Origin of the sequence: Streptosporangium subroseum, assembly GCF_900188345.1 — a bacterium.
Taxonomy (GTDB): Bacteria; Actinomycetota; Actinomycetes; order Streptosporangiales; family Streptosporangiaceae; genus Streptosporangium; species Streptosporangium subroseum.
In genome coordinates, this window is the sequence record NZ_FZOD01000001.1 from 46,959 (window position 1) to 62,129 (window position 15,171).

General features: G+C 67.6%; 16 protein-coding genes. 4 read left to right on the forward strand and 12 right to left on the reverse strand.

Annotated elements, in window-relative coordinates; translation table 11 throughout:
* Positions 1-46: 46 nt before the first annotated feature.
* Genes CHC08_RS00230 through ctaC form a run of 3 tightly spaced genes read right to left on the reverse strand, consistent with a single transcriptional unit; the run spans position 47 to position 2,930 of the window.
* Positions 47-442: a cytochrome c oxidase subunit 4 gene (locus CHC08_RS00230; protein WP_089205070.1), complete on the reverse strand. Its 396-nt coding sequence runs from the start codon at positions 440-442 to the stop codon at positions 47-49.
* Positions 439-2,100, reverse strand: a complete 1,662-nt coding sequence (gene ctaD / locus CHC08_RS00235) for an aa3-type cytochrome oxidase subunit I (RefSeq protein WP_089205071.1) — start codon at positions 2,098-2,100, stop codon at positions 439-441. The genes CHC08_RS00230 and ctaD overlap by 4 nt, the downstream gene beginning before the upstream one ends.
* On the reverse strand, positions 2,097-2,930 hold the full coding sequence (gene ctaC, locus CHC08_RS00240; RefSeq protein WP_476718272.1) for an aa3-type cytochrome oxidase subunit II: 834 nt from the start codon (positions 2,928-2,930) through the stop codon (positions 2,097-2,099). Before ctaC ends, ctaD begins: the two co-directional genes overlap by 4 nt.
* A 132-nt stretch (positions 2,931-3,062) precedes the next feature.
* On the opposite strand from ctaC, the gene CHC08_RS00245 reads away from it, so the two are divergent.
* Both CHC08_RS00245 and CHC08_RS00250 read left to right on the forward strand, forming a co-directional pair.
* Positions 3,063-4,199, forward strand: a complete 1,137-nt coding sequence (locus tag CHC08_RS00245; protein ID WP_089205073.1) for a cysteine desulfurase family protein — start codon at positions 3,063-3,065, stop codon at positions 4,197-4,199.
* Between the two features lie 25 nt (positions 4,200-4,224).
* Positions 4,225-4,494, forward strand: coding sequence for a sulfurtransferase TusA family protein (locus CHC08_RS00250; RefSeq protein WP_089205074.1), 270 nt, complete (start codon positions 4,225-4,227; stop codon positions 4,492-4,494).
* 121 nt (positions 4,495-4,615) lie between these two features.
* Here the strand turns inward: CHC08_RS00250 and CHC08_RS00255 are convergent, their stop codons facing one another.
* A complete protein-coding gene (locus CHC08_RS00255) occupies positions 4,616-5,602 on the reverse strand; it encodes a carbohydrate kinase family protein (RefSeq protein ID WP_089205075.1) in 987 nt (328 codons plus the stop codon).
* 133 nt (positions 5,603-5,735) lie between these two features.
* Positions 5,736-6,104, reverse strand: coding sequence for a HesB/IscA family protein (locus CHC08_RS00260; RefSeq protein WP_089205076.1), 369 nt, complete (start codon positions 6,102-6,104; stop codon positions 5,736-5,738).
* Between the two features lie 206 nt (positions 6,105-6,310).
* Here CHC08_RS00260 and nadA point away from each other — a divergent pair, with 206 nt between their 5' ends.
* A complete protein-coding gene (gene nadA, locus CHC08_RS00265; protein WP_218825047.1) occupies positions 6,311-7,465 on the forward strand; it encodes a quinolinate synthase NadA in 1,155 nt (384 codons plus the stop codon).
* 255 nt (positions 7,466-7,720) lie between these two features.
* On the opposite strand, the gene CHC08_RS00270 is transcribed toward nadA, so the two are convergent.
* The 7 genes from CHC08_RS00270 to CHC08_RS00300 form a co-directional block, all read right to left on the reverse strand.
* Positions 7,721-8,455, reverse strand: a complete 735-nt coding sequence (locus CHC08_RS00270; protein WP_089205078.1) for an SIMPL domain-containing protein — start codon at positions 8,453-8,455, stop codon at positions 7,721-7,723.
* A gap of 232 nt (positions 8,456-8,687) precedes the next feature.
* Positions 8,688-9,440 (reverse strand): maleylpyruvate isomerase family mycothiol-dependent enzyme, encoded by a 753-nt coding sequence (locus CHC08_RS00275; protein ID WP_089205079.1) that lies wholly within the window; start codon positions 9,438-9,440, stop codon positions 8,688-8,690.
* Position 9,441: 1 nt separating this feature from the next.
* Complete coding sequence (locus tag CHC08_RS00280; protein ID WP_089205080.1) at positions 9,442-11,454, reverse strand: serine/threonine protein kinase; 2,013 nt, start codon at positions 11,452-11,454, stop codon at positions 9,442-9,444.
* 176 nt (positions 11,455-11,630) lie between these two features.
* Positions 11,631-12,200: a PspA-associated protein PspAB gene (gene pspAB, locus CHC08_RS00285; protein ID WP_089205081.1), complete on the reverse strand. Its 570-nt coding sequence runs from the start codon at positions 12,198-12,200 to the stop codon at positions 11,631-11,633.
* A 3-nt stretch (positions 12,201-12,203) separates the two neighbouring features.
* Complete coding sequence (gene htpX, locus CHC08_RS00290) at positions 12,204-13,112, reverse strand: zinc metalloprotease HtpX (RefSeq protein ID WP_089205082.1); 909 nt, start codon at positions 13,110-13,112, stop codon at positions 12,204-12,206.
* A 9-nt stretch (positions 13,113-13,121) separates the two neighbouring features.
* Entirely contained in the window at positions 13,122-13,400 is a 279-nt protein-coding gene (pspAA, locus tag CHC08_RS00295) for a PspA-associated protein PspAA (protein WP_089205083.1), read from the reverse strand.
* Positions 13,397-14,206 (reverse strand): PspA/IM30 family protein, encoded by an 810-nt coding sequence (locus CHC08_RS00300; protein WP_089205084.1) that lies wholly within the window; start codon positions 14,204-14,206, stop codon positions 13,397-13,399. Before CHC08_RS00300 ends, pspAA begins: the two co-directional genes overlap by 4 nt.
* Before the next feature lie 147 nt (positions 14,207-14,353).
* On the opposite strand from CHC08_RS00300, the gene CHC08_RS00305 reads away from it, so the two are divergent.
* On the forward strand, positions 14,354-14,962 hold the full coding sequence (locus CHC08_RS00305) for a DUF3043 domain-containing protein (protein WP_089205085.1): 609 nt from the start codon (positions 14,354-14,356) through the stop codon (positions 14,960-14,962).
* Positions 14,963-15,171: the final 209 nt, after the last annotated feature.

Below are 15,171 nucleotides of genomic sequence, written 5' to 3' on the forward strand. Positions count from 1 at the left end.
CCATGGAAGTTTTCCATGGTCCGCTCTTCGGTGAAGCTCGTGGGGATCAGTGCGAGAAGTGACCCCTGTAGTACTCGAAGACGAATCCGATCATGCTCATGATGATCGCGAAAACGCCGATCAGGAACATCCACCAGCCGATGACGATGCCGACCGCGCTGAGCGCGACAGCCAGGCAGACGAAGAGCGGCCACCAGCTGTGCGGGCTGAAGAAGCCGAGCTCCCCCGCGCCGTCGCTGATCTCGCCCTGCTTGTTGTCCTCCGGCTGCTCGCCGATGCGGCGAGCGGTGTACATCAGGTAGTAACCGATCATGAACGCGAAGCCCACCGAGATGGCCATCGCCGTCGTGCCGACCGGCTCCTTGGACCAGTACCAGTAGACGACGTCCACGGCGGCGAAGAAGACCCCGCAGAGGATGAACAACCAGCCCTGGACCTTCATCGGGTCTCCTCCAGCTCACGTTTGGCCGAAACGTGGGGGTACTTGAGGTCGAACGCCGGGCGCTCGGACCGGATCTGCGGAAGCGAGGTGAAGTTGTGCCTCGGCGGCGGGCAGGAGGTCGCCCACTCCAGCGAGTTGCCGAAGCCCCACGGGTCGTCCACGGTGACCTTCGGAGCGTTCTTGTAGGTGTGCCAGACGTTGTACAGGAACGGCAACGTGGAGGCGCCCAGCAGGAACGCACCGACCGAGGAGATCATGTTGAGGTTGGTGAAGCCGTCGAGCGGGCTGTAGTTCGCGTACCGCCGCGGGAAGCCCTCCGCACCCAGCCAGTGCTGGACCAGGAAGGTGGTGTGGAAACCGACGAACAGCGTCCAGAAGTGCACCTTGCCCAGGCGGTCGTTCAGCATCTTGCCGGTGAACTTGGGCCACCAGAAGTAGAAGCCGGAGAACATCGCGAACACCACGGTGCCGAAGACCACGTAGTGGAAGTGCGCCACCACGAAGTAGGAGTCGGACACCTGGAAGTCCAGCGGCGGCGAGGCCAGGATGACGCCGGTCAGACCACCGAACAGGAAGGTGATCAGGAATCCGATGGCGAACAGCATCGGCGTCTCGAAGGACAGGTGTCCCCGCCACATGGTTCCGACCCAGTTGAAGAACTTCACGCCGGTCGGAACCGCGATCAGGAACGTCATGAAGGAGAAGAACGGCAGCAGCACCTGACCGGTGGCGAACATGTGGTGCGCCCACACCGTGATCGACAGACCCGCGATCGTGATGGTCGCGCCGACCAGGCCGATGTAACCGAACAGCGGCTTGCGGCTGAAGACCGGCAGCACCTCGGTGATGATCCCGAAGAACGGCAGCGCGATGATGTAGACCTCGGGATGACCGAAGAACCAGAACAGGTGCTGCCAGAGCAGCGCACCGCCGGTGTTCGAGTCGAATATGTGTGTGCCGAGCTTGCGGTCGGCCTCCAGCGCGAGCAGCGCGGCGGCCAGCACCGGGAAGGCCATCAGCACCAGGATCGCGGTGAGCAGGACGTTCCAGGTGAAGAGCGGCAGCCGGAACATGGTCATGCCGGGGGCGCGCATGCAGATGATCGTGGTGATGAAGTTGACCGCGCCGAGGATCGTGCCCAGACCGCTGATGGTCAGGCCGACGAACCACAGGTCACCGCCGATACCGGGCGAGGTGATCGCGTTCGACAGCGGGGTGTACGCCGTCCAGCCGAAGCTGGCCGCGCCGCCCGGGGTAAGGAAACCCGACAGGGCGATGAGGCTGCCGAAGGTGAAGAGCCAGTAGCTGACCATGTTCAGACGCGGGAAGGCCACGTCCGGCGCGCCGATCTGCAGCGGCATGAGCTCGTTGGCGAAACCCGCGAACAGCGGCGTCGCGAACATGAGCAGCATGATCGTGCCGTGCATGGTGAACAGCTGGTTGAACTGCTCGTTGCTCGTGATCTGCAGGCCCGGCTGCGCCAGCTCCGCTCGCATGATCAGCGCCATGACGCCGCCGATCAGGAAGAAGATGAACGAGGTGATCAGGTAGAGATGTCCGATGATCTTGTGATCGGTGGACGACGCCCACTTCGCGATGACGGAGCCCTTGCGGGTCGTCACCGGCGCGAGGGCGACAGGTTCGTTAAGTGCGGTCATTGGGCACCCGCCTGGCTAGCGATGTACTGGTCGTACTCGGCCGGTGAGACAAGCTTCACCGAGAAGAGCATCCGGCTGTGGTCCACACCGCAGAGCTCGGCGCAGCGGCCGGCGAAGACTCCGGGCTTGTTCAGCGTCTCGATCTCGAACTTGTTGGTCACGCCCGGGATCACGTCACGCTTGAAGAGGAAGGCCGGCACCCAGAAGGAGTGGATGACGTCGGGCGAGTTGAGGTCGAACTCGACCTTCTTGCCCATCGGGAGCACCAGCTGCGGCCCCTGGAGATAGTCGGCGACGGGCGTGCCGACGACCTGGGCCGTCTTACCGGCGTACTCGCTCGTGAAGCGCCAGCTCCACTGGAAGCCCTCAACCTTGACCTTCACGTCGGGAGTGCCGGACACCACGTTGACGTAGTCCTGGTCTCGCGCGGTGAAGAAGAAGAAAACACCGACCATGATGATCGGCACCACCGTATAGAGAATCTCGATCGGCAGGTTGTACCGCACCTGAGGCGGCAACTCCTCCTTCGAGTGCTTCTTCTTGCGGTGGAAGGCAACGGACCAGAGGATCAGGCCCCACACGACCACACCGGTGGCGAGAGCGGCGATCCAGGATCCGTTCCACAAACTCTGGACGGTCTCAGCCTGCTTGGTGATACCGACGGGCATACCGCCACGGGACCACTCATCGGCACTGCACGCCGTCGCGGACACCATCAGCAGCGCCAGAGCGGCAGCGCGTGGCACCCGGCGGCGGGCCAACGGACGCCGTGCAGAACGGCGGGTCGGACTCACGGATCGCCTACCCCACAGAGGAAGCCCAGGAGTCACTCCTGGGCGGTCGTTTATTCGTATTCACGGCTTGTAGTTCACAGCTTTACGCTGGGGGACACATTAGCGCGGACTGGGCCCGCCCCCCCGCGCAGCCCCCGCTTGCACCACGCGTGGTGCGACGATTGGGAGGTGGCGTACTTCGACGCGGCCTCCACGGAGCCGCTGCACCCTCAGGCGCGCGAGGCTCTGATCGCGGCGCTCGACGTCGGCTGGGCCGACCCCGCAAGGCTGTACGGCCCCGCCCGCCGGGCAAGAATGTTACTCGAACAGGCCAGGACAGAGGTCGCGGAAGCGCTCGGAGCCCGCCCCGACGAGGTCGCGTTCACCTCGTCCGGCACGCAGGCGATCCATCTCGGCGTGCTCGGCACCCTGCACGGGCGGCGCAGGGCCGGCCGCCGCCTGGTGACCTCGGCGGTGGAGCACTCCAGCGTGCTGCACGCCGCCGGGATCCACGAACGCGACGGCGGCTCGGTCGAGACGGTCGGCGTCGGCCTCACCGGCGCGGTGGACCTGACCGCCTTCCGGAAGGCGGTCCTCGCGGAGGGTACGGCCCTGGCCTGCCTCCAGAGCGCCAACCACGAGGTCGGGACGGTTCAGCCGATCGCCGAGGCCGCGGCGGTGTGCGCCGAGGCGGGGGTGCCCCTGCTGGTGGACGCCGCGCAGACCGCGGGCCGGATGCCGTCGCCGGGCGGCTGGTCGGTGCTGACCGCGAGCGCGCACAAGTGGGGCGGCCCGGCCGGGGTCGGCGTGCTGGTGATCCGCAAGGGCACCCGGTGGCGCACCCCGCTCCCCGAGGACGACCGCGAACACCGCCGCGTACCCGGTTTCGAGAACGTGCCGGCGATCGTCGCGGCGGCCGCCGCGCTCCGTGCCACGGTGGCCGAGTCGGGCACGGAGTCGGCCAGGCTCTCGGCGCTCGTGAACCGGATCAGAACCGAGGTGCCCCGGCTGGTCCCCGATGTCGAGGTCATCGGCGATCCCGTCGCGCGCGCGCCACATATCGTCACCTTTTCGTGTCTTTACGTAGAGGGCGAGGCGTTGCTGACCGAGCTCGACAAAGCTGGATTCGCCGTATCGTCCGGCAGTTCGTGCACGGCGAGTACGCTTCGTCCGTCACATGTTTTGGAGGCCATGGGCGTGCTCACGCACGGGAACGTGCGGGTGTCGCTGCCCCGGGGCACCTCCGCGACGGATGTCGACCGCTTCCTCTCCGTCCTGCCTGAGATGGTGAGAAGGATTCGCGAGGACGCGGGAGTAAAACAATGATCAATATTCGGGGAGTGAAGACTTCATGACGTCCGGCCAGGCCACCCCGGAGGGATCCGCACAGCCCCCGGCGCTGACCATCGACGCGCTGGGCAAGAAGTGCCCGATCCCCATCATCATGCTCGCCGCGCAGATCAACGACGTCCCGCGCAACGGGATCGTCGCGGTCCTCGCCGACGACCCCGCCGCCTTCAGCGACATCCCGGCCTGGTGCCGGTTGAAGTCGCACCACCACGTGGGCAGCTACGAGCTCCCCCAGCGCGGCTGGGCGATCCACGTGCGGCGTAACTACTGATCCTTCCGGCGTACGGCGTCGCGGCGAGCGGCCGGGTCCGGGCGAGGAGCGTGTCGTACGGCGAGCCGGGTGGCGGCGGTGGGCCTCCACCCGGCTTGGCCGTACGTGCCGAGAAGAAGGCTCAGGCGTGGTGGCACTTCACGAACTGGGCCACCTCGTCGGCGGCGGCGGCGCCGTAGGCGTCGGCGAAGCGGTCCAGGAAGACCTTCTGGCCGAGCTCGTACTCCTGGCCGCCGACGCACTCCAGCACGTGGGTGGCCGTGAGGTTGCCGGCCTGGCCGCAGCGCTCCAGGGGCAGGCCCCAGCCCAGGGCCGCCAGGAAGCCGGCGCGGAAGGCGTCGCCCACGCCCGTGGGGTCGGCCTTGCCGAGCTCGGGGGCCGGGGGGACGTGCAGGGACGGCTCGCCCTTGCGGTCGATCACGACGCCCTTGGGACCGAGCGTGGTGACGCGGACGCCGACCCTGTCGAGGATCTCCTCGTCGGACCAGCCGGTCTTCTGCTCGATCAGACCCTTTTCGTAGTCGTTGCTGAAGAGGTAGGCGGCACCGTCGACCAGCAGGCGGATGTGCTCTCCGGGCATCCGCGCGAGCTGCTGCGAGGGGTCGGCGGCGAAGGGGATGCCGCGCTGGCGGGCCTCTTCGGTGTGCCGGAGCATCGCGTCGGGGTCGTTGGGGCTGATGAGCACCAGGTCGAGACCGCCGAGCCGCTGGGCGATCGGGCCGAGCTCGATCTGCCGGGCCTCGGCCATCGCACCGGTGTAGAACGACGCGATCTGGTTGTGATCCTCGTCGGTGGTGCACAGGAACCGAGCGGTGTGATGGAGCTCGGAGACGTATACCGAGTCGCAGTCGACACCGTGTCGTTCGAGCCAGGACCGGTAGTCGGCGAAGTCCGTGCCGACCGCTCCGATCAGGATGGGCGTGAGTCCCAGGCAGCCCATGCCGAAGGCGATGTTGGCCGCGCAGCCGCCACGGCGGATCTGCAGTTCGTCCACAAGGAAAGAAAGGGATATCCGGTCGAGCTGCTCGGCGATGAGCTGGTCGCCGAAGCGCCCGGGAAAAGTCATCAGATGATCGGTCGCGATGGAGCCGGTGACGGCGATGCGCACGGGGTTCTTCTCCTCGTTGTCTGCATCTCAGGGAACGGTAGGTGTGAAACCACGCAAGAATACGGGACCGGACAGGCACACGAAGGCCCCGCGAGGTGACTGATGTCACCCCGCGGGGCCTTCGTGTTGTCGCCTAGTTGAACGAGTCGCCGCAGGCGCAAGAACCACCGGCGTTCGGGTTGTCAATGGTGAAGCCCTGCTTCTCGATCGTGTCGACGAAGTCGACCGTGGCGCCCGCGAGGTACGGGGCGCTCATCCGGTCGGTGACGACGCTCACGCCGCCGAAGTCCGAGACGACGTCGCCGTCCATCGAACGGTCGTCAAAGAAGAGCTGGTAACGCAGGCCGGAACAGCCACCGGGCTGCACGGCCACGCGCAGCTGAAGGCCTTCCTCGCCCTGCTGCTCCAGCAGGCTCTTGACCTTGGCTGCGGCTGCGGAACTAAGGATCAGACCCTGCGCCGCGCCGGTCTCGGTGCTGGTCTCGCTGCTCTCAACCGACATGTGTTGACTCCCGCGTCTGCGTCAACCGCCCGGCTGGAGCGGTTGTCTGTTAATGACGTCCTACTTAGAAGCTACCAACACCGGCTGCCTGCTACACATTCCAGAGACCTCTCTCACACCCTTCCCCCCAGGCTCCCCCCGGGAATAAAGCGCCCGGGGGCGTGTGTCATCATTAGTCGTCAGTTCGACGATAAGGGGGTGTGGTCGTGACGACCACCGATACCGGACTTCCGCTCTTCGTCCTCGGCAGGGAGATCGACCCGCACAGCGAACGCGGTGTCGACTGCCCGGGCGAGTTGCCGTCCGCCTCCGACCCGGCGCTCGTGGAGCGCGCGCGGCGGGCCAAGGCAGCACTGGGCGAGCGGGTCTTCGTGCTGGGGCACCACTACCAGCGCGACGAGGTCATCCAGTTCGCCGACGTGACCGGCGACTCCTTCAAACTCGCCAGGGAGGCCGCGGCCCGGCCGGACGCCGAGTACATCGTCTTCTGCGGCGTGCACTTCATGGCCGAGTCGGCCGACATCCTCACGGGCGACTCCCAGAAGGTCGTCCTGCCCGACCTCGCAGCCGGGTGTTCGATGGCCGACATGGCCACGTTCAACCAGGTCGAGGAGTGCTGGGAGGCGCTGGAGGACGCGGGGATCGCCGAGATCACGGTTCCGGTCACCTACATGAACTCCAGCGCCGACATCAAGGCGTTCTGCGGGCGCAACGGCGGCGCCGTGTGCACCTCCTCCAACGCCAGGCGCGCCCTGGAGTGGGCCTTCTCCCGAGGGGAGAAGGTGCTGTTCCTGCCCGACCAGCACCTGGGCCGGAACACCGCGGTGCTGGAGATGGGCCTCTCGCTGGACGACTGCGTCGTCTACAACCCGCACCGGCCGAACGGCGGGCTGACCGCCGAGCAGCTCGAGAACGCCAAGATGATCCTCTGGAAGGGGCACTGCTCGGTGCACGGCCGCTTCACCGCCGAGTGCGTGGACGGCGTCCGCGAGCGCATTCCCGGCGTCAACGTGCTGGTCCACCCCGAGTGCACGCACGAGGTCGTCACCAAGGCCGACTACGTCGGCTCGACCGAATACATCATCAAGAAGCTCGAAGAGGCTCCGGCCGGGTCCTCCTGGGCGGTGGGCACCGAGCTGAACCTGGTCAAGCGGCTGGGAACGATGTTCCCCGACAAGAACGTGACGTTCCTCGACCGGACCGTCTGCTACTGCTCGACGATGAACCGGATCGACCTGCCGCACCTGGTGTGGGCGCTGGAGTCCCTCGCGGCCGGCCAGGTCGTCAACCAGATCACCGTGGACGAGGACACCACCCACTGGGCCAAGGTCGCCCTGGACCGGATGCTCGCCCTTCCCTGATACCCGGGACAACCGGGATATCAGGTGTTTCCGGCACCGCGTGACGGGCCCCGGCGGGCCGTGCCCCGCCGGGGCCCGTCACATGCACAGGACCTCGTACACGGGGCCCGTCACGTACACGGAACCTCGTACACGGGGCCCGTCACGTACACGGAACCTCGTACGCGGAGGCCCGTCACCTGTGCGGGGCCGCATGTCGCGGGACCGGCCACATACCCGGAACCGGCAGGCACGCGGGGCGGGCCCTGCCAAGGATTACTTGAGCTCGTAGCTCACCAGCACGTCGACCGAGATGTTCTGCTGGCCGGGACTGATCGAGCTCTTCTCCGCGAACATGGCGCCGGCCATGGCCGGCGGGTTCCGGACGACATTCTCCTCATTGATCGTCAAGGCGCGGCCCAGCGCGCGGCCGGCCAGCTTGGCGTACTGCCTGGCTCGGGCCCTGGCGTCCTTGAAGGCGGCGTCGCGCGCCGCCTCGAGCGCCGCCCGGGTGTCGGACACCTCGAAGGAGAGGCCGTTCAGCCGGACGTCCTCGCCCACCGCGGCCACCGCGTCGACCACCCGGTCCGCGGACTCGATGTCACGCACCACGGCCTCGACGCCCTGCGCCGCGCGGTAACCGGAGACCTTGGGATAGGTCTCGTACTCGGGGCCGAGGGACAGCTGGTTGGTCCGCAGGTCCTTGGCCGCGATCCCGGCCGCGATCAGCACCTGGGTCAGCGTGGCGGCCACCTTGCGGGCCTCGGTGAAGGCCGCCCCCGCCGTGGGACGACGAACCTCAACCCCGGCGTTCAGCCGCATGACATCGGGAGTGGCGGCAAAAATTCCCTCTCCCCGGATCGTGATCTGCGGCTTCGCACAACAGGACGCCGGCTCTTCGGGGACCGCCCTCGTCGTCTCGGGATCGGCGAACGCGGTCCCGCCGAACAGTCCCAGGGACCCCATGGAGGCGAGCAAGGTCACGGCCACCGCGTGAGATATCTTGATCATGAGTTCATCGCATCACGGAGCGGCGGCCGTGTCGGGGAGTCGCCGACGTGCCCTGTCATGTTTTGAACATCGGGCCGGGACCTGCCGTGAAATATCCCCCGGGCCCCTCGAACACCGGACCGGGGCCCCGCCCCGGGTACCGAGCCGGGGCCCCGACCTGAACATCCGGCCCGGGCCCCGGCTGGACATCGGGGCCCTGCTCGGGTGTCCGATCCGGGCCCTGGCCGGAGTGTCAGATCCCGCTGTGTTCCCTCCACCAGCCGAACAGCCCGGTGTCCCCCTCGACGGCGTAGTCGTCGGCGCTGCGCCGCCCCCACACCACCTGCATCAGGTCGGCCGAGGTGGCGGTGCGGACGGTCACCGTTCCCGGCTGGAGGGATCTCCGGTAGTGAAAACGATCGGGATCGACGGTGATCACCCAGCCGGCGCCGGTGTCGGCCTGCAGGGAGATCGTCTCGCCCGCCCCCCTGAGCTCGGCCACCCCGGGATTCCACCGTACGTACGGCAGGACGTCGAGAAACTCCTCGACCCCGTCGGCCGCCACGTCCTCGTCGATCAGGACCGGAACGCCCAGCGCGAGCTCGGCGTCGACCCGGTGCACCACGGTCTCGTGAAGCTGGCGCCGCGACCAGAACCGCACCTGCTTGTCCGCGCCCCACGACCACATCGGCGCCTGCGGATCCTGCGACAGCAGCGCCTCGGACAGCACCTTCGCCCCCTCTTCCAGCCAGGCGGAGTAGCCACCCGGATCGGCGGGGAGGCCCATGTCCATCCCGTCGCGGTCGTAGCGCCGCTCGGACAGGTCGCGCACCATGGCGGCCACCCATCGGTGCAGACCACCGAGGTGGGCGGTGAGCTCGGCCAGATTCCAGCCAGGACAGGTCCGTACCGGAGCGGACATGTCACCGTCCCGCAGGACGCCCGCCATCCGGACGATCTCCACCCCGGCCGCCTGGACGTGCTCGGCGTGGCTCCAGTCCCTCATCTCAGCTCCCTCGTGTGTAGCGCATGAACTGCCTGTCGTACTCCGCCGGCTCGGCGCTGGTGGCCAGCACCCGCCCGGCCTTTCCCTGGAAGTCGATCACCACGGCCTCGTAACCGGTGCCCCTTTTCCGCCAGCCGGCGAGGTGCCGGTCGTCGTACCAGCCGATGAGCCGCTCGGTCTCGAACGGGATCCGAGCCTTGGCCTCCCCGTCGGCGGCTGTGGACCAGATACAGATCTCCTTTTCGGTCCCCTTGCAGTACGTCACGAGCAGCGAGCCCGACGGAGAGACGTCGTCGCCCTCCACGGTGATCGGCGTGCCGACGTCGAGCAAAGTCTGCAGCACCGTGCCCCGTAGGTCATAGAAACGGATGCGCTGGGTCTCGCCGGTGAGCGCCCAGGTGCCGACCGCGCGGCCGTCCCCCCGCCAGAAGTAGCTCCACGTGCCCGCGTCCTTCTCCTTCACGCGGACGACCCTGGCCTGTTTCGTGGCGATATCGATGATCGCGTAACCGTACTCCCTGCTCTCCTTCCGGTCCTTCCCGACGACCTCGTAGAGGGTCACCAGGCCCTGTTCGCCGTTCGGGGACCACTGCGGCAGGGTCGGGTAGACCGGATCCCTGGCGATCCTGATCCGGCTCGCCGTACCGGACCGCCGGTCGACGACCGAGACGATGGCGTAGCCGCGCTTGTCGTAGCTCCGTCCGGTGGCCAGCGCGTGGCTGCCCGAGGCGTTGACCGTGTACTGGAAATAGTCGTCGTTCTTGGTGAACCGGCTGCTTCCGGGCTCGCGCACGTAGAGGCGCTTGTCCCATTCCAGGCTGTAGGAGCTCAGCCGGATCGGATCGTCGTCGCTCTCGTAGACCGTGATCGAGCTGCCGGGTAGCTTGATCGCCCTGCTCGCACGGGGCGGGCCGGAGACGGCCGGGACCGGATCGGGAGACGGTGAGGTGGTCACGTCCCGCGTGTCGCCGGTCCAGATGGGCCCGACTATCTTGGGCGGCGTGCCCCTCAGCGCCAGGGTGATCCCCCCGGCCGCCACGAGTGCGACCGCGAGCCCTGCACCGACCGCGATCCGGAGTCCGCTCCGGCCCTTGGCGGGCCCTTCTCCCCGCGCGGGGTACAGCGGGTGTGGCGAGGCGGCGGCCGAGCCCTCGGCGAGGATGCCGCGGGGTGCGGCGGGCGTCGCCGCCCCGGGCGCCCCGCCCGGGTGGCCGAGCAGTCGCAGCAGCGCCTCCCCCGCCGTGGGGCGCCCGCCCGCGTCCTTGTCCAGGCACTGCCCGATCAGGTCTCGCAGGGCCGGATCGGCGATCGCCCGCAGGTCGGGGTCCAGGTTGATGATCCGGTTGAAGATCGCGGGCGGGCTGTCGACGCCGAACGGCGGCCGGCCGGTGGCCGCGAAGATCATCGTCGCGCCCCAGGCGAACATGTCGGCCGACGGCCCCGCGTCCTCCCCCGCCAGCTGCTCGGGGGTCATGTAGGACGGGGTGCCGATCGTCGTCACGGTCAGCGTGGAGGTCCGGTCGAGCGCCTTGGCGATGCCGAAGTCGATCACCCGGGGGCCGTCGGGGCCGAGCAGCACGTTAGAGGGCTTGAAGTCTCGGTGCACGACCCCCGCCTGGTGGATCGCGACCAGTGCGGTGACGGTGCCGACCGCCAGGCGGTGCAGGGCCGATCCCTCGCGCGGCCCCTCGGAGGTCACGACGGCTTCCAGCGTCGGGCCGTCGATGTATTCGCTGACGATGTACGGCCGTCCCCGGTCGACCCCGGTGCCGATCACCGCGGCGGTGCAGAAGGGTGCGACCCGCTGGGCCATGCCGACCTCGCGGACGAAACGCTCCGTCGCCTCCCCGTCCTGGGTACGGCCGGGGCGGAGCAGTTTGACCGCGACGCGGGCGCCCGTGGGCGACACACCCAGATAGACCGTTCCCTGGCCGCCCTCGCCGAGCCGCCCGGTGAGCCGATACTCCCGTATCCGCTGGGGATCCCCGGTCCGCAAGGGCACGAGGTCCGGCATGGCCACACCTTCCCTTGAGGGCTTTTAGCACCTCATTGTGAAGGCAGAAAATCACGATCTATGCATCAAAAGCCCATGTGCCAGCCGGGTGGCCGGATCGGGGGAAAGCGGCGTCCGCCGGACTCACCGGCCGGTGAGCAGCGTGGGAACCCGGTCCGCGGTACGCGCCGGAACCTCTACAGACCCGGAGCACCCCAGAGCGGGAACCAGCGGCCGAGGTCGGGCTCGATCGGAAGCTCCCCGGCGAGCGCGCCCCGTATCTCGAGCTCCAGCGTGTTCTCCCTGCGCTGGCCGGGCAGAGGCGCGAACGGATAGAAGGTGCCCTGCTTGTAGAGGTAGACCAGGGCGAGCTTGCGACCGTTCGGGTCGGTGAAGGAGACCAGCGAGCAGAGCAGGGAGGGGCCGAAGTCCGCCGCCTCCAGGGAGGAGTTGACGGCGTGCAGGTCGGTGACCAGGTCGCCGAACTGGTCGGGCGCGCGGCGCACCAGCAGCCACGTGTATCCGTAGGAGTCCTGGGAGATCTCCACCGGCGGCCCGCCCCCGGAGTCCAGCAACTCGGCGATGTCACGCTGCAGCGTGGCGAAGGCTCCGCCCTCGGCCGAACGGAAGCAGACCGCTCCCGACCCGGTGGGTGCGAAACCGGTCGCGGCCTGCAGGGTCACCGACGCCGACGGCAGTGCGAACAGCGCGTCCAGGTCGGCCTTCGCCGGTTCGGTACGGCCCAGCAGCACGTCCCACCAGCTCATGGATCACACTCCCCGTCCGAGTTGAGCGGAGATCTTGGCCAGCTGATCCAGGCGCCGCTCCAGCGGCGGATGGGTCGCCAGAATCGCGGCCAGGCTGGCTTTTCCGGATAGGGCCGGGACGAAGAAGAAGGCGTTGAACGGCTCGGCCTCGCGCAGGTCCCTCGTCGGGATGCGGGCCATCTCGCCGCTGATCTTGACCAGCGCGCTGGCCAGGGCCGAGGGCCGCTGGGTGAGCAGCGCTCCGGCGCGGTCGGCGGCAAGCTCGCGGTAGCGCGACAGAGCCCGGGTGAGCAGGAAACTGACCGCGTACACCAGAACCGAGACCAGCAGGATGATCAGACCGATCGGGAGGCCGCCGCTCCTGTCGTCGCGGCTGCGCCCGCCCAGGCCGCTGTAGAGCGCGATCCTGGTCATGAGCCCGGCGACCATACCGAGGAAGGACGCGATCGTCATCACCGCGACGTCCCGGTGGGCCACATGGGACATCTCATGGGCGAGCACGCCTTCGAGCTCGGGCCCGTCAAGGCGGCGCAGCAGCCCGGTGGTCACGCAGACCACCGAGTTCTTCTGGTTGCGGCCGGTGGCGAAAGCGTTCGGAACATCCGAGTCGGCGATCGCCACCCGCGGCTTCGGCATGTCGGCGATGGCGCAGAGCCGATCGATCATGCCGTGCAGCTCAGGGGCCTCCTGCGGTGAGACCACACGTCCGCGCATCGCGAACAGCGCGATGCGATCGGACATGAAGTACTGGACCAGCAGGATGCCGCCCGCTATGAGCAGCACCGTGATCGACCGCATCCCCAGCGCGATCAGCACGCCCACGAAGACGACATAGAGCAGTCCGAGCAGGAACATGGTCAGAACCATGCGACTGGTCAGGCCCCGGTCCGGGGCAAACCGGGTTTGTGCCATATGTCCAAGCTAGCCGGGAATCAGCCCTTCGTTGCCGAGCATCTCCCGCACTTCGTCCATGGAAGCGTCAGACGGAGGCAAAATCAGCTCCGAGGACTCCAGACTGTCGTCCGGAAGTGCCTTGCCGACGTGGCGGACCTTGTCCAGCAGGGCGTGCAGCTGGACCCGGAACGTCTCCTCGTCCCCGGCCTCGATCGCGGCCTCCAGGCCACTGTCCAGAGCGTTGAGGACCTCGAGATCGTCAGGCCCGATCTCGATCTGTCCTTCTCCCATGATGCGAACGATCACAGCCCCTCCCCCGGCTGGCGCAGCTGCTGCGTCTGGTTCGACTGCGGCTGCTGATTCGGCTGCTGCTGGGGCGAACCCGGCTCGATCGCACTCTTGGGCGCGGAGCCCTGGCCGAGCTCGGCCTTCATCCGCGCGATCTCCAGCTCCACGTCGTGACCGCCGCCCATGCGGTCGAGCTCGGCCTGGATGTCGTCGCCGCGCTGTCCGCTGTAGTCGTCGAGCGCACCGCTGGCCAGCAGTTCGTCGATGGCGCCGGCGCGGGCCTGCATGGAGGCCGTCTTGTCCTCGGCTCGCTGGATCGCCAGACCGACGTCGCCCATCTCCTCGGAGATGCCGGAGAAGGCCTCGTTGATCCGCGTCTGCGCCTCGGCCGCGGTGTAGGTCGCCTTGATCGTCTCTTTCCTCGTGCGGAAGGAGTCGACCTTGGCCTGCAGTCGCTGCGAGGCGGTGGTGAGCTTCTCCTCCTCGGCCTGCAGGTTGTCGTGCTGCACACGGAGGTCGGCGATCTGGGTCTGCAAGCCTCCCCTGCGGGTCAGCGCCTCGCGAGCGAGGTCCTCACGACCAACGCCGAGCGCCTTGCGGCCCTGCTCCTCAAGCTTGCGCGACTGGGCCTCGATCTGATTGATCTGCAACTCCACCCGCTTCCGCGAGGTGGCGACGTCGGCCACGCCCCGGCGCACCTTCTGCAACAACTCCAACTGGCGCTGATAGGAGTAATCCAGGGTTTCGCGCGGATCCTCCATCTTGTCCAACGCGTTGTTCGCCTTGGACCTGAAGATCAACGAAAGTCTCTTCATCACGCTCATGCGCGTCGGCCGTCCCCTTCTTCAAGTGCGCTTCGGGTCACCCCAGCGATTCCAGCCCCCCGTAAAAACGCCGGAACCACCATAGGGTTCACCCTACGCATAACGCGCGGGGGCGTCACTAAGTTGCAGTCCCGGTAGGCTGACGATGTGTTCCGACGTACCCAGACCACCGCGGACGACTCCCCCGCCTCCGATAACGATCCTAAGCCTGCGGGCAAGGGGCGTCCCACACCCAAGCGCCGGGACGCCGAAGGCCGTCGCCGCCAGCCGGTGAACGCCCCCCAGAATCGCAAAGAGGCCTACAAACAGCTCCGCACGCGCCAGGCCACCGACCGCGTCAAGGCGCGCGAGGGCATGATGCGCGGCGACGAGAAGTACTTCCCCGCACGCGACCGGGGGCCCGGCCGCAAGTTCGCCCGCGACTGGGTCGACTCTCGCCGTGTCATCAGCCAGTACTTCCTGCCGTTCTCGCTGGTCATCCTCCTTCTCACCTGGGTTCCCTTCCCGCCGGAAATCCGCCAGCCCGTCTACGTCGCGGTCATCACGATCGGCTGGCCCGTGATGATGGTCGGCGTGCTGTTCACCTCGGTCTGGGTGTCCTGGAAGGTCAAGAAACTCGTCGCCGAGAAGTTCCCCGACGAGAGCCTCAAGGGCGTCGGTTTCTACGCCGCCATGCGCGCGCTGCAGATCCGCAAGCTGCGCTTCCCGCCCCCCGCCTTCCTGCCCGGCGGCAAGCCCGTCCCGCCGAAGAAGTAGAGCGCGGGCAAGTAGGTCTTCCCGACCCCGTCTCTCCCGTGGAGAGGCGGGGTTTTTGCTGTGCGGGACCCGTTCGCGGGGGATTTCGGGTGCGATTTCTGATAGCTAGCTGGGAGTTTTCTAACAATTAGCTGTATACAGAACTTGTCGCAATAAGACTTTTATGCAGCATTTGATGCTTTTATCCCATTCGACCGGATGTCGGAGCT

Coding starts and splice junctions, on each gene's coding strand:
- CHC08_RS00230 (WP_089205070.1), bottom strand. CDS start 442: ATGAAGGTCCAGGGCTGGTTGTTCATCCTCTGCGGGGTCTTCTTCGCC.
- ctaD (WP_089205071.1), bottom strand. CDS start 2,100: ATGACCGCACTTAACGAACCTGTCGCCCTCGCGCCGGTGACGACCCGC.
- CHC08_RS00250 (WP_089205074.1), top strand. CDS start 4,225: ATGACGTCCGGCCAGGCCACCCCGGAGGGATCCGCACAGCCCCCGGCG.
- CHC08_RS00260 (WP_089205076.1), bottom strand. CDS start 6,104: ATGTCGGTTGAGAGCAGCGAGACCAGCACCGAGACCGGCGCGGCGCAG.
- CHC08_RS00270 (WP_089205078.1), bottom strand. CDS start 8,455: ATGATCAAGATATCTCACGCGGTGGCCGTGACCTTGCTCGCCTCCATG.
- CHC08_RS00275 (WP_089205079.1), bottom strand. CDS start 9,440: ATGAGGGACTGGAGCCACGCCGAGCACGTCCAGGCGGCCGGGGTGGAG.
- CHC08_RS00280 (WP_089205080.1), bottom strand. CDS start 11,454: ATGCCGGACCTCGTGCCCTTGCGGACCGGGGATCCCCAGCGGATACGG.
- pspAB (WP_089205081.1), bottom strand. CDS start 12,200: ATGAGCTGGTGGGACGTGCTGCTGGGCCGTACCGAACCGGCGAAGGCC.
- htpX (WP_089205082.1), bottom strand. CDS start 13,112: ATGGCACAAACCCGGTTTGCCCCGGACCGGGGCCTGACCAGTCGCATG.
- CHC08_RS00300 (WP_089205084.1), bottom strand. CDS start 14,206: ATGAGCGTGATGAAGAGACTTTCGTTGATCTTCAGGTCCAAGGCGAAC.